The organism is Mesorhizobium sp. LNHC209A00 (assembly GCF_000502915.1).
GTDB lineage: Bacteria > Pseudomonadota > Alphaproteobacteria > Rhizobiales > Rhizobiaceae > Mesorhizobium.
The window spans coordinates 23,850-37,552 of record NZ_AYWT01000010.1; the positions used below are offsets into that span (position 1 = coordinate 23,850).

Genomic DNA, 13,703 nt, shown 5'->3' on the forward strand with positions numbered 1-13,703 from the left:
CCGAGCGCGAGCAGGTGCGTACTTGTCACACAGACCTACGTTGTCGGAGCCTTTCGGCGTCCTTTTCATTCAAGCGGGGTGACGTGCAAAAATGACGATCGCTCCTGACCAACTTGTTACTTGGGTAACCGCTGTTGCTGGAGTAGGGGTTGCCGTTGTTGGTGGAATAGCGGGCTACCTGTCCGCCGGATGGCGTTTTCGCGAAGTTCAGCTATCGTATGAACAGAAAACCCGAGACAGCTACCTGGACAATGCCCGAAAGGTGGCGGCGGACGTTTATGTCCCACTTTCAGTTGCCGTATCTGCTTTGTCTAGAGCCTACTTAGAATTCAAGGTGCATATCGATAGCAATGCCACACCCATCGGTGCAATCAACCGGTTCAAAGGTGCGTGTCGGAGCTTCGAGAGGACGTTGACCGGCCTCACAGATCGAGGTGCTACGGCATATCTCACGTTGTCACTCGAGGAAAAATTGGTGTCGTTCTCCTCGTTTTTGAACGAGTCTCTCACCGCTCAAACAACAATTAAGCGGCTAACTTTGCAGCCAAAATTCTATGGCGTTGCCGATACCGTCGTCTACCGTGGGGAGAACAGTTGGCTAGTCCGATGGTCGCCGGTCGTTGTCGCGATTACACAAGTGATTCCGATCGCAGGAGTTAGACTACGCGCGATCAGCGAAACCCTATGTGCCCCGATTGCCTCGGGCGATTTCGAGAAGCGCTTTCGAGAGGACACGCTGACGATCAGCGCCTTAATCAAGGAAGTCACATTGGGCTCTCGATCATCGCCGACGATCTAAACAATGAGGATGAATCGCCGTGGCAGACGTGCCGTTCGATATGGCGGGTAAAGTCGCCGATGAGTTTATCGAGTTACTGGAAGCTACGGGTGTGGATTTAAAAGCCCACTCGCAGACCGAAGGTGATGCCCTCGCCATGATGCAGGTTCTGGAAATCTGGCGAGGGCGCGCAGCGATGCCTAAAGATCCAAGAGCAGTAATACGGGCAGCTCTGGGCTTTGTTGATCTAGCCGGTAAATTACTGGCGGTCAAAGGTCATTCCGATTTCGACCAGCTCCGACCACATTTAATGAATTTGGCCTCAGGCTCAGTGCTTCAAAATCGTTTCGCTCCCGTGACTGACGCCGTGTCCAATAAAATGGCTGAGCTGTACATAGCCTCCCTCGTAATGAGTTTCGCATCGAACGTAGTAGTCGATCATCCCGATCGGTCCAAGGGCGATAATCCAGATGTAATGTTTACGTTTCGCGGGCGTCCTTGGGCCATTGCCGTCAAAACTCTGGCTAGCAAACGAAATGCGAGATCTATATACGACAACATAAAATATGGATCTGATCAGATTCAGGTCTCCGATGCAGACTTTGGTTTAATTGTCATAAACCTAAAGAATGTACTCGATCATGACGCTCTTTGGCCGCAATTGGACGGACCAATTGAAGAGGAAATGGCTAGGAACGAACTCAACTCACAAATATCGGAAATTGTTTCGTCCCTTTCCGAAATCCCCGAGTCTGATTGGGCTCTGGCATTTGGGCCTGATAGAAAAGCGGAGCCACCTATTCTATTTCTTGCCCAAGGTGTGTCGTTTGTAGTGCGCTCCACGGATGGCGGGCGCTACCTGATGCCGATGAAATTTTTTAGCACCTATCTTGATGCGAAAAAAGATAGCCATGGCGGAGTTAAGCTAGCTCATACCCTAAACGACGCGATGCAATCACTGATTTGAAGCTTGCTAAAACATTTGGGTATGCCCTGCAGTGACGTAACATGGGTCCGCGGGGACCCGTGTAACATCGGAGTTGACAGCAACTATTTGTGACAAGGTAGCCTTGAGCCTAAACCTTGAGGTGACACCATGAGCCGAATTGGCTACGCCCGCGTCAGCACGATTGACCAAGATCTCGAAACCCAAATCGCAAAGCTGAAGGCCGAAGGATGCAGCATCGTCCGGTCGGAGAAAGTCTCGGGGGCCAGCCGCGATGGTCGGGCGGAACTTGCGACCAATCTCCGGCCGGGAGATGAACTTGTCGCAACGCGCCTCGATCGGCTCGGCAGAGACACTCGCGACGTGCTCAACCTGATTTATGAGTGCGAGCAAAAAAAGAGCGCCTTTGTGACCGTCTTGGACCCGCATGTTTCGACGCGGGGCGAGATGGGTCACATCGTGCTGACGGTGCTTGGGATGGTCGCACAAATGGAGCGTCGGTTCATTAAGGAGCGGCAGCGCGACGGCATCGAGCAAGCCAAGCGCGATGGCGTCTACAAGGGCGGCAAGCAGCGGCTTGATGGAAGCAAGGAGGTGGCTCTCCGCGATAAGGGCCAGAGCCCGACGGAGATCGCAAGACCGGTGGGCTGCTCACGGATGCAGGTTTATCGAATTCGCAGAATTTCTTCTTGACAGCTTTCGACGGGTCCACCTCTGTGCGTGAGCACACTCCGTTATGACAATACGTTTTCCCCTTGCGACAGTTACCAAGCCACCCGGTTGCTCGATATACATACATATCCCTTTCTGGCGAGCTTCCGCTCCAAGAACAATTCGGAACCGGACGCACAGTTAGAGCAATGCCTTAGGCATGAACTTGGGCCATCATCGGAACGATACAGTGTTTCCAATTCTGTATTTCCCCCGTTCATCACGGGTACTCCCTAAATAGCCTTTTGGTTACATACTTGTATTCGATTTGACACGATAGGACGATTGCGTTGACTTGCTTCGTGGTGGAGTTGCCGGAGTTCAAGTAGTTTTTGAAAACCAACCTCCCCTGCACCAGAGGCCTTGGCCCAAGGATAGCCCGATCATCACTCGTCGTTTGCTCGATCCCAACTAGACACCGTTCGCGAGCGAGCCCGTCTTGCTGCCGCGTGGAGCGTCCCTGATTGCAAGAGGGGTTCCTGTTGGATCGGCGACGGTGCAACTTTGCGAATGGGCGGCATTCGCCGCACCAGGAGCTACCAGCAATGGAGCAAAACATAGTTCACGCATGCCACCGGTGTCCCGCCTCGCGGCATTGCGGGGACAACTGTATCGATCATCTAAACGTACATCGTTTTTCCATGATGTTATAAATTATATCATGTGATTGCCTAATACATCTGTTATTGTTCGGGTCAAGCGCATTAATGCACTCTGATCTAGCCCGTGAATCATTGTGAAACACGTTCACACAGTAATTAATGCCGCTTTGATAGTTCTTTAGGCACGACTCCTGCCACCATTCTACGCACGCACGATCAGCTTGTTGGCTTGTTACTGAGGGCTTCGAGGAAGCCGCTCCGCAATTCAGGTAGCTGCGGAACACCCAGCCGTCAACCGCGCCTGTTACTCGCGCCCAAGACTGTCCCTTGTAGGTCCGAAGCTCTTGTAATTGGACAATGCTACCGTTTTCGGCCGTGCCAACGATGCCGCCGTGAGGGCTGCTACGCACGTTGAGGGGAGTGCCGGTGGGATCGGCAACCGAGCAGGTCGCTGCCGCCGCGACGTTAGCGCAAAGGAATCCCATGATGCCAATTGCGATCGGTTTGATCTTCAAGGCGACTTTTCCTCCGCAGAACCGTCAGAGATTTTGGCAGCTTCGGTATACAAACTTCGCCCATTTGGCTGTCCAAACTAGGCGCTCGTGTTAGATGATAACGTCATTGCGATAACACGTATATCCGGAAATATAATTAACGCAGAAAACGACTTTCTTGGCAGTGATCTGGCGGGTCTGTTAACTTTCTATTCTAGTTAAAACTTCCTGGTATCGAATGGAACAAGCTGTGTCCTCTGACAATTGCCGACACTTATTTCATCGAATTCGCCCCAACTATGACCTAATGAATATTCCCCGGTTTCTCGATTTATCTCCTCGTCATAACCAATGCGTGAATCGGTTTTGCTGAATTCAAAATGAAGCCTGACGTTGGAATCCGAAAGACTATATATTTTACCAATATCTTTCCCTCGCCACTTAAACAGCTTTCTCTTCGGGTCTATAGTCAGTATGCCGGTTTCGTTTTTCACTATTATGTAATTTCCATTGCGCTTAACTGAGCGACGAAATTTACATTCTAAAGAAAATACTTCTGACTGATCGAAGCCAGCTCCAGAACCGCTTTCGCAATTCAGGTAGTTACGAAAAACCCACCTCGCCGCTGCCCCCGAAATCCTCGCCCATGGAAGCCCTCGATCATCATTCGCGATTTGCTCAATCCTGACCTGATCGCCGTTCACAAGCGAACCGATCTTGGTGCCGCGCGGCGCGTCCCTGATTGCAAGAGGAGTCCCCGTTGGATCAGCAACAACACATGCCGCCGTCTGAGTAGCGCCTCCGAGTACCAAGCACAGCGCAAACAAGGCAAACTTCAACGTCCCGCACATATCTGGAGGGTCGGTAATGAACGACGCGGTTTGCATACAACCCTTCCAATTCATTCGGACTTCAATTGCCTTGTGCATCGTCTCCCGAAGGCTGCAGTTGGTGCATCTGATCGCTCAAAGCTTCAGACGCGCATCGAATGCAATTTCCTGCTGCTTCACCGGCAGATTTTGACTTTTCGGAGTCATCGTTGGTATTCAATATTGTCTTCAGAGCATCCGTTGCTTCATCCATGCAGTTTTGGGCCACGTCGGTGTCTTTGTTACAAGTAGCCATTGCAGACGAGACGCTCATGTACGGCAGTATGAGGATAATTAACACTCGTTTCATTTTAATCCCTCGGTGGGTGGCCCACAGCAAAGCTTATGGATTCCTAATCGATGTCGATTTACTGTTCGGCAGGGCGAAAGTTCTCAGACTTATTTGGCGGAACACGTCTCGCACACTCCTGTGGCGTTGTTGCGTTCAGATGCACACTCCCTTCGTTGGCAGCAACCCACGAACCCACAGACAGGCATGTCAGTGGGTTGGACTTTGGGAGGGATTGGGGTCATCGGAACCGAGATCGGAATGTCAGGATGCCAAGCCCCCAACACAGATGGGGCTGCCGCCTGTGCCATGGAGGCTGAACCCAAGACGGCAAGAAACAGCGCCAACACCTGAAATCGCATTTCCCTCTCCTCTAAAATGGCTGGAACGTCTATTTTGCCCTGCGCCCGCGTTCTGTCAAATCACTTATGCATGTCCTAATGTAGCCGTTATTAATGGACCATGGATATCTGTAGTATTCCTGCGTTGGAAAAGACCGCAGCCTCCTTCGCTAAAGTCACAGGAGCTATCAGCGAAGGCGATGCGAGAAACCGCAGATGCGAAAAGGCACCGGCCAGCGCCTTTTGAGAGATCTGGTGGCACCTTGCCATTCGGCGGATTCAATCGCGTTGTAGGCGCTTTTGTCCACGTGCCGCGTCGTTCCATTAGTCATGATTGTTGAATTCCACTGAGAACTGACCCGGCAACCCAGGATATTTCCATCGAGAATTGACCCATGTTTGGCCCTTACCCTGCATTTTTTCAGCGGGGATTACGGAGTGATCTACATGGCATTATTGAGCGTGATCCGACGCTGACATTTTCGAGAGCATTTATCGATCCGAGAGATTAGCAGCAGGACTGGCCTGTCTCGGAATACGGTGCGCAAATACCTGCGGGTGGACGAGGTGGAGCCGAAGTTCAAGGTTCAAGAGCGGTCGAGCAGGCTTGACGCATTTGCCGACCGCTTGTCAGCCTGGCTGAGGACGGAGGCTAAAAAGAACCGCAACCAGCGTCATTATCACCACAAACCTCAGCTTCAGCGAGTGGGCCAGTGTCTTCGGCGACGCCAAGATGACGACCGCGCTTCTCGACAGGCTAACCCACCATTGCCACATCCTCGAAACCGGAAACGACAGCTTCCGCTTCAAGAACAGCTCTGCCGACGAACCCCAAAAAGCGAAGGAGAAAGCCAGAACCTTGACCGTTCCCACAGAACCGAAACATACATGAAGGCGGGTCAAATCTCGGGAATGCCGGGGCAGTTCTCAGTGAGAATCAACAACCGCCGCTATGGAAGGATGTTGGCCGCAGATGGCGCGCAAGGCATCGTGTCGCATGAGGCCCACGCTAACGCGCGTGAGCGGCGAGAAGGTGCAATCCAAGACAGAGAGGGTGCATTCCGTGGAGATCAGGAATGTCTCCCGGAACAAAGAACGACGTGATCTGCCGTTTACGCTCGCCAGTCAGCTTCGTGGACCCAACCAGACCCTCCAGGATCACAAATGAATGGGTGGGGCGATCTCCGTGGCGCACAATGTCCTGATCCGCCGGGTGCGAGAGAGGTGCAAGCCCAACGGCTGCGGTTCGCTAGCTGCCGGGCACACGCCGAACCGTATCAACGGCGCGCTGTAGCTGATGTGAGCTGGCCCCATCCAGCTTGACATCGACTATTTGCGTCAGGGTAGCGTCAGGCCTAAACCTTTAAGGTGACAGGCTATGGCTCGCATCGGTTACGCTCGCGTCAGCACCGCTGACCAAGATCTCGAAACGCAGGTCGCAAAGCTGAGAGCCGAGCGATGCGAGGTTATCCGCTCGGAAAAGGTGTCAGGCGGCAGCCGTGAAGGGCGCACGGAACTGGCGACCATCATCGACTTTCTCCGACCCGGCGACGAGTTGGTGGTGACGCGCCTAGACCGGCTCGGCCGCGACACGCGCGACGTGCTGAACTTAATCCACGAGTGCGAGCGCAGGGGAGCCTTCATGACCGTATTAGACCCGCACGTTTCGACCCGCGGAGAGATGGGCCACATCGTTCTGACGGTGTTAGGCATGGTCGCGCAGATGGAACGCAGGTTTATCAAAGAGCGGCAGCGCGAGGGCATAGAGAAGGCAAGACGTGAAGGTGTGTACAAGGGTGGACAGAGCCGGATAGACCGAGACCTGATATTTCGGTTGAAGCTTGCGGGTTTACGTCCATCGGAAATTGCTAAGAAGGTGGCCTGCTCTAGAATGCAGGTCTACCGCATATTGCGATCGTCGATCTAATCGAAATCGCTCGGCTAAGCGCGGCTGATGTGCGACATGGAGGGGGGCAGTTGAAATTAACGCTGTAGTGATCAGCCTGGGTGATAACCTGCCCATTCCCGGAATCTGCATTTGCTCGGATGCCTATGGACGTTTCGGAAAAATGACGTTGGCTCCGCCTGAGAGATGCAAATTTTTTGGTTGCCGCATGGCAAAAGCGCTCAGACCACAATTGCATGGCCGTCAAAAGTTCTCATCCAAGAGGATCGAGAATGGTCATACGTATAGAGTGTCTGATCCATAAACGTTATGCCGATTTTTTCTGAATATAGTGTATACGACAAAGAGAGGGGCGACACCTGATCTTTCAATTTTAGTAAACTGAACCCCAACCCCGATAGGACTTCAAAAATAAGGCCGGGTCCCGTCAAAATCACTGTCACATTGTCTTGATGATCCATGGCGTCGAAACGGTAGTTGAGCAAGCGGCCCCAGTAAGACTCCTCGAACGGAACCTCCATTTCCGACGCAATATCAACAGCCCCCATGCGGCCGAGATAACGATAGCGGCGTCGCATCTCCAACAGGATGATCCTAATAACTTTGGAGTGCGGATTAGCGATGATCACGTTGTTGTTAAAACAGTTTGTGTTGTAGGGGTCACCGGTCAAACGGATGCCTTCAGGAAATAGCCAAATCTCGTCGAGTGGCCTGAAGGCATTCTCGAGGGTAAGTGCGTGAACATCCAGTCTTATAAGGGAAACAATTTCTCTATAATGTTTATGTAGGTGCTCTGTGATCGCTTGCATATTGGACTGACGAGTGGCTGCCTCGTGATGGGGCTCGTCATTGAATTCCGGAAATTCAATCAGTGAGCCAATTTTCTCCATGTACATTTCCGACTTCAAAAGGTCGATGAATGCGAATGAGATATTATGCTGGCGGCAATGGGCGCCAGTCCGCACGAAAACGTGGTCCAAACACGGCAGCGTGTCGCAGTCAACATACAGCCCGCCGAAGAGCTGGATGACATGTAGCCGCAAGATGTCACTAGCGGCAGCCAGATTGCCTCTAAGGACGATCTCCCTGAAATAGTAGTGGCGAAACTCCTCGTCCATGATTGTGTTGGCATAATCCTGCACGTCGCAAAGCCTGAAATAGTGGGACAACCCTTGGTAGAGGCGTCGCGCCTTTTCCAACTCGAGTTCGAGTTTCCGACCAACGTGATCCAGTCCCATTCCGACAAGAAACTGAATCAACGATTCGTCGAAAGTTTGTCCGTCGGCGATCCTGGACTTAATGTAGGCATATGCCCTATTCTGGAATTTGATCACGTCACTATTTGTGGATAGCTTCAGGCCGCCCCGCTCTCTCAACAATCGACGGTAATGACTGGCTAACAAGCATCGGCTATCGAACCATAAATAAGCCTGATATCCGGGGTTTGCTCGCTGCCATAGCGAAATGTTTCGTATACTGCGGCTATCAATTGAGCCGATCCAAACAAAAAACAACTCTCTGCGGGTCAACGATTGCGTGCCCGCTTTTATTTGCTGTGGAATTAGCCCTTGAAGGCGGTCGCAGACCGCTTCCACATCCTCAGTGCCAGTTAGTTTCGAAACGAGGTCATGAATGATCGTCGTTGCCCGCAGCAAAGACCTCACGTCATTGTTGCCCAGGGCGCTCGCAAAATCATTGAAACATGACCCGATCTCCTGCACGGTGTCCAAGGTAAGGCGGTGCCTGCACAGGCGCTCTAACAATTCGCGCTTGATCTGCTCAATAACAACGTCATTCATGCGCCGTCGTCACAGCCTACGATGTGGCACACGGGCCAGTGCTGACGCCGTGGCTTCCCAAAATCAACCCTGTTCTTAGGCGAGGCGTCCAGCAGCGACAACCGGCGAGTTACCGCCCGCCTGCCCGGCATTCTTAATGGACCTACCGCTACTGCGGCGGCGGCTGCTCCGGGGGTGGCTCCTGCGGTGGCGGTGGCGGCGGCGGCGGCGGCGGCTGCGCGTTATGGGCCCCCGTGACACAGCCTTGATCGCCGGAAAGTATCGTTTGGATGGGGCTGCTCGTGTATGGGCTGTTTATGTCCCCTTCTTGTGCCTTTGCCTCGGTCGAAGCCAAGTTGAGGAGTACGCTGGCTGCAATCAGTGGGACGCCTATTTTCGCTTTAGGTACCTGGCGGGAAACTACCTTCTTCATTTCTCAACCTTCCAAACTGGGGATGCGCAGTGGTCCGAGCACATCGCTTGCTTTTCAACAAAGAAAACAGGTGAGAAGTATGTCTCGATACCTCAACCTCCCTGAGACAATCGAACTTGCCTCGGTTTCTATTTGGTCACGCGCTCAGCGAGACGCACAGGCACACGACCGCACCTGTCCTTCAGTGCACGTGGATCCATCATCGCAAGTTTCTGACCAAGCGATATTGACCGATATAGCCAGTATAGCAACAAATGCCATGACAAACGACTTCATTTCTCGCTCCTTCTGCATTGCATTATGGCACCGCGTTTCATTCGACGCATTGACGCGTATGTAGCGCGCCTTGCTCTCAGCGACAATTGTCCTATGGGCAATCCGAACCGCAGAAATGGCAATCCTCGCATGGGCTATTCGCGGTATTCCCACGCTGGCAAGGCCCGCAGTATCCCTCACTATACTTGTCACCGATAGGTACATTTGGCACTTTACCTGCTAGGCACGTAGTTGGAAGATTGCCTCATTTCCTAATGGCTGCGCATCACCCATTTGGGTTATGCAAGGAGAGCAGAGCAACCAATAATATTCGTTTCATATCTTTGATCCCAAATTGGGTACTGAGAGCGCACGGACGTCGAGGAAATGCCTCCTCGATTTTTTTATCTGGAGCAGCACTTGGGGCTCCGTAATGGTCGATGTCTCCCGCACCTCGGATTCGGCCAATCGTCGCAGGTGCCGAAGTACTCCGCATGACCCATTTGCGCTATCTTATTACCAGCGCCATCTTCCCAAGCGGTCAATGCGAACGCACAGGTTCTAGGCATTCATGTCGGCCGATCGAAGCGCATTAATGAAGGAAGGCGTGTGCTCTTGGCGAAGAGCGAGTGACGTTTGGGAAGAAATACGATAGGTTGAACCTGGCCTGATAGGAACCACGGCGTCAGGGGGATCACTTTGACCGCCACTTTTGATTTTGACACTCTCAGTGCAGCCCTCGCCGACGCCGCAGTTGATCCGACCCGATGGCACGCCGCGATGGAAGTGGCCGCCCAAGTCACGGGCAGCGCGGGTGCAGTCCTGTTCGACACAAATGGTCATTTGCCTGATCTGCCGCATAGCCCATCGATGCGTCCTTCGTTTGAGGCTTATGTCCGCGATGGTTGGAATCATCGTGACGAGCGATATCGGATTGTTCCGTTGATAGAGCGCCGAGGAGTTGCCACCGATCTCGACCTCTTAACGGCAGACGAGATGGACAAACATCCATATTATCAAGAATTTCTGGCTCCCTTTGGCCTCCGCTGGTTTGCCGGGGTCAAGGCTGCGGCTGGCAATGATCTATGGTGCATGTCCATTCAAAGATCCAATGAGCAGGGTCCCTTTTCCCCTGATGAACTTCGCCAATTAGCAAGTTTTTCCAGGCAGTTAGGCTCGATGGTAGCAGTTGCAAAAGCGTTGGGTTTTGCACGGGCCGAAGCGGCGCTTGAGGCTTTTGATTTGACCCAAACAGCTGCCGCGATGCTGGACAGGCAGGGACAAGTGGTGCGGACGAATGGTCCGGCTGACCGATTACTTGGCAGCGATCTTCAGATTACCCATCGCCAATTGGTGTCGTATGACAAGGTCGCCACGGACGCACTGAGATGTAGGCTGCGAGAGATACTTTGGTTGCCAGCTCCTGCGGTTTCAACCGCTCCGATCCTGTTACCCCGAATGAATAAGCGCCCACTATTGGCTTACCTGCTGCGTTTGGCGGCAGTTTCCTACAATCCCCTAGCTCCATGTCAGGCGATAATCGTTTTTGTTGATCAGGAGCTTCGCTGCACACCCGATATTTCTGTCTTACGAAACTGCTTTGGACTGACTTCGGCTGAGGCCAAATTGGCAGTCAAAATCTCCTTGGGCCTTCAGGTCGAGGTGGCAGCGGATGGACTGGGAATTTCATATGAGACTGCTCGGAACCAACTAAAGGCCGTATTCGCCAAAACAGAAACGCATCGGCAGGCCGAGCTTGTAGCTTTGTTAGGGACCTTCAAAATTGGCCAACGGTAAAGATTGGGGGAGAGCGGCTACCGTCGGATGAACTTAACCCAAATGGGTCAAGCGCGGTACTGGCCAAAATTGTTAAGATATTCTTTGGTTGCCGTCGCAAAGCGCGCTTTGCGGCGACAACCATTCGGCGCAACGTAGGCATCATCTATATATTTTGGGGTCACCTTTATGATATTCAGATTGATCGGGAGGATAACTGCCTTCAATGCTCCGGCGGCGATATTAACAAGCTTGCTATGGACAAGCCCTGCTGCGGCGGAGACATGTACAGTCGCCGACCCAACCGGGACCCCGCTGAACGTACGCCTCAGCCCTCGGGGTGACACAATCGGCACGCTCGCGAACGGAGAGAATGTGCAATTACGAGAGCTCCGGACCTTCGAAGGGAAATCTTGGGCGCATGTAGCAGGCCCGGCCGACGGTTGGGTTTTCCGAAACTATCTTGATTGCACCAGTTCTGCAAAGTTGATAGCCGCGCCACTTTCAGGCGCAGCTTTCACGCTTGAATGTTCCGAAGAGAATGACTGGTACAGGGGAGAGTCTCTGATAAGAAAGACTCCGTTAGATTGGGTTTTTACTTTGGATCCGATTCTGAAAACGTTCCGGATAAAGGGCTCAGAGTCTGAACCAATAGCCCGGATAACACGACATGAGTATACGCTTCGGGAATCTGTCCAAGGTTATTGGAAGATAAACCGAGAAACCTCAGAGATCAGTTCGTTCTATAGAAAAGATAAAGATGGACTTTCCATGTTTGGTGCAGGGCGGTGTAGGCGTATTCCGCTTGAAACTGATGAACCTAAATTCTGAGCGACGAAATTGCGGTATTCAGCTTGATGCCCGTAAGGTCTGCTGGGCCATTGTGGGCGACACCCACAACCACAGCAAACCGTCAGGCGGCCCGGAGTCTCCCGCAAGGGCAACGAGACCCAGAAGCATGACGGAACACACGCGAGAGGGCCGCCGGGAGTGCTCGGCTCACGGTGGTCAGATGATTTGTTGCCGCAGCCGCTCGAACTGAGCCCGATCGATCACTTCGTCATCGAGCAGTTTTTTGAGCCGCACAAGGCGCGTGAGGGTGTCGTCGGACACTGGCAGGCTTTTGAGTGGCGGCGGCGGTGCAGGCAGCGCTGGCGGGGCGTTGACGACGCGGACGGCACGATGTCGTTGGCGGCAAGGTTGAGGCCCGATTTCCCACCGTTGCTGCCGTTTGGGTCGTTGCTGATGTTGACCGCCATACAGGCCCAGATCAGGCAGCCGAACCAGACGATGCCGGTGCCGCCCAAGATGATGTTAAGCAGCAGAATGATCTAGCGGTTCGGGTGGCCCCGCCAGAACGCGACGATGGTCGGGATCAGGTAGATCACGAAAATGATGATCAGCCCGGTAATGAATTCGCTTGTGTCCACGATCAGCCCCCGTGAAGCAGCCGGGCGACAGGGGGCCCGGCTGTTTGCCGTTGTTGTCCCGGTTGGCTCAGCCTCCCGCCAGCGCAGCCACCGTGATGACATAGGCCACGAAGCAGGCGAACCATATCCAAAGAAACTTGATTGATGTCCTAGTGATCGCCCAGCGCCGCCAGAAGTAGCCGATCGGGGTCAGCAGCACGAACGGCACCATCGTCCGCATTTGCGGATTGCGTCGGCTGCGATTGAGGTTGCGGGCGTCGCCCCATGCCAGCAGCAGGCCGAGCCATGCGCCTACCACCGGAACTTTGTCCCCCGGCGCGGGAAACAACGGGTTGTAGAAAACGATCTCCATCACAATCAACAGCAGCGGCGAAAAAGCCAGCAGATAAGCCCAGAGGTCATTGGGCGGGGCGAATGGCGGTGAGTAGGCTGCCACAGCTTGAGTTGCGCTTGTGGGGGACTGTGCGGCTGTGCTGCCCGGTGCAACCAACGGCGGTGGCACGACACCCGGCGACTTCGCCAGCGGCGTTTGCGATGCGGGCCGCCATTCATTGCCGAAGGCCTCTGTCCAGACCCGTGTTTCAAACGGCAACAGCCTGTTGGCGAACATCATTGCGAGATCGTTCTCGACAATCGGTCCACGTGACTGCCCGTTTTCTTCGTAAAACCAGTTCGTCATTTCTGGACACCTCCCGACGCTTTGACCCGGGTTGCCCGTGCGCGTCTACATGCGAAGAAGGCCATGGCGGCGAGGATCAGGTCGGCGAAGGCCCATATCTTCATGTCGGTGAAGGCGCTGGCCGCGATGAAGGCGAACATGCTACCGACGACAAATACGATCGCCGAGACAAGCGGCAGCCCGAACGCAAAGGCCCCGCCGACGAAAAACAACAATCCGACCAATACCCCGACCGACCCTGCTCCCGCGAGGTCATGATTGGCGGCGATGCTGCCCCCAGTCGCCACTGCGCAGGACTGCAGCATTGAAATCAGCCCGAGCAGAATACCGATAATTCCAACTGCGATTTTCAATTTAGATCCCCCTTGTATGAAGTGCTCGAACCCCATCGAGCAAGATACATATTATAGTTGATA

At 53.5% G+C, this 13,703-nt stretch carries 12 protein-coding genes and 2 pseudogenes; 8 read left to right on the forward strand and 6 right to left on the reverse strand.

Annotated features, from left to right (window positions below):
- Positions 1 to 91 precede the first annotated feature (91 nt).
- From X739_RS144585 to X739_RS144575, 3 genes are all read left to right on the forward strand, one after another.
- On the forward strand, positions 92 to 799 hold the full coding sequence (locus tag X739_RS144585) for a hypothetical protein (protein ID WP_023795329.1): 708 nt from the start codon (positions 92 to 94) through the stop codon (positions 797 to 799).
- A 19-nt stretch (positions 800 to 818) separates the two neighbouring features.
- Positions 819 to 1,745 carry a hypothetical protein gene (locus X739_RS144580; protein ID WP_031252179.1) on the forward strand — a complete coding sequence of 309 codons (927 nt, stop codon included), beginning with the start codon at positions 819 to 821 and terminating at the stop codon, positions 1,743 to 1,745.
- A 129-nt stretch (positions 1,746 to 1,874) separates the two neighbouring features.
- Entirely contained in the window at positions 1,875 to 2,417 is a 543-nt protein-coding gene (locus X739_RS144575; protein ID WP_023795331.1) for a recombinase family protein, read from the forward strand.
- Positions 2,418 to 3,749: 1,332 nt separating this feature from the next.
- Here X739_RS144575 and X739_RS1000000169440 read toward each other — a convergent pair.
- Together X739_RS1000000169440 and X739_RS1000000170030 are read right to left on the reverse strand one after the other, a co-directional pair.
- On the reverse strand, positions 3,750 to 4,460 hold the full coding sequence (locus X739_RS1000000169440) for a peptide-binding protein (RefSeq protein WP_023795332.1): 711 nt from the start codon (positions 4,458 to 4,460) through the stop codon (positions 3,750 to 3,752).
- Complete coding sequence (locus tag X739_RS1000000170030; protein ID WP_198026154.1) at positions 4,444 to 4,710, reverse strand: hypothetical protein; 267 nt, start codon at positions 4,708 to 4,710, stop codon at positions 4,444 to 4,446. Before X739_RS1000000170030 ends, X739_RS1000000169440 begins: the two co-directional genes overlap by 17 nt.
- Positions 4,711 to 5,528: 818 nt before the next feature.
- Here X739_RS1000000170030 and X739_RS1000000170660 point away from each other — a divergent pair.
- Together X739_RS1000000170660 and X739_RS1000000168340 are read left to right on the forward strand one after the other, a co-directional pair.
- Positions 5,529 to 5,705 (forward strand): annotated as a pseudogene (locus X739_RS1000000170660) (IS21 family transposase); the annotation flags it as partial.
- Positions 5,698 to 5,922, forward strand: a pseudogene (locus tag X739_RS1000000168340) (ATP-binding protein); the annotation flags it as partial. The pseudogenes X739_RS1000000170660 and X739_RS1000000168340, both read left to right, overlap by 8 nt.
- A 117-nt stretch (positions 5,923 to 6,039) precedes the next feature.
- Here the strand turns inward: X739_RS1000000168340 and X739_RS1000000171370 are convergent.
- A complete protein-coding gene (locus tag X739_RS1000000171370) occupies positions 6,040 to 6,225 on the reverse strand; it encodes a hypothetical protein (protein WP_348625763.1) in 186 nt (61 codons plus the stop codon).
- 183 nt (positions 6,226 to 6,408) lie between these two features.
- Here X739_RS1000000171370 and X739_RS144565 point away from each other — a divergent pair, with 183 nt between their 5' ends.
- Positions 6,409 to 6,957, forward strand: coding sequence for a recombinase family protein (locus tag X739_RS144565; RefSeq protein WP_023795334.1), 549 nt, complete (start codon positions 6,409 to 6,411; stop codon positions 6,955 to 6,957).
- A 200-nt stretch (positions 6,958 to 7,157) separates the two neighbouring features.
- On the opposite strand, the gene X739_RS144560 is transcribed toward X739_RS144565, so the two are convergent.
- Positions 7,158 to 8,735, reverse strand: a complete 1,578-nt coding sequence (locus X739_RS144560) for a TcdA/TcdB catalytic glycosyltransferase domain-containing protein (protein ID WP_023795335.1) — start codon at positions 8,733 to 8,735, stop codon at positions 7,158 to 7,160.
- A 1,366-nt stretch (positions 8,736 to 10,101) separates the two neighbouring features.
- On the opposite strand from X739_RS144560, the gene X739_RS144555 reads away from it, so the two are divergent.
- Complete coding sequence (locus X739_RS144555) at positions 10,102 to 11,199, forward strand: helix-turn-helix transcriptional regulator (RefSeq protein WP_023795336.1); 1,098 nt, start codon at positions 10,102 to 10,104, stop codon at positions 11,197 to 11,199.
- Between the two features lie 999 nt (positions 11,200 to 12,198).
- Positions 12,199 to 12,513, forward strand: a complete 315-nt coding sequence (locus X739_RS1000000167165; RefSeq protein WP_156939907.1) for a hypothetical protein — start codon at positions 12,199 to 12,201, stop codon at positions 12,511 to 12,513.
- A gap of 162 nt (positions 12,514 to 12,675) precedes the next feature.
- Here X739_RS1000000167165 and X739_RS144550 read toward each other — a convergent pair whose 3' ends face one another.
- Together X739_RS144550 and X739_RS144545 are read right to left on the reverse strand one after the other, a co-directional pair.
- Positions 12,676 to 13,287 (reverse strand): DUF4339 domain-containing protein, encoded by a 612-nt coding sequence (locus tag X739_RS144550; RefSeq protein ID WP_023795337.1) that lies wholly within the window; start codon positions 13,285 to 13,287, stop codon positions 12,676 to 12,678.
- Positions 13,284 to 13,676 carry a hypothetical protein gene (locus tag X739_RS144545; RefSeq protein WP_245273913.1) on the reverse strand — a complete coding sequence of 131 codons (393 nt, stop codon included), beginning with the start codon at positions 13,674 to 13,676 and terminating at the stop codon, positions 13,284 to 13,286. Before X739_RS144545 ends, X739_RS144550 begins: the two co-directional genes overlap by 4 nt.
- Positions 13,677 to 13,703 lie beyond the last annotated feature (27 nt).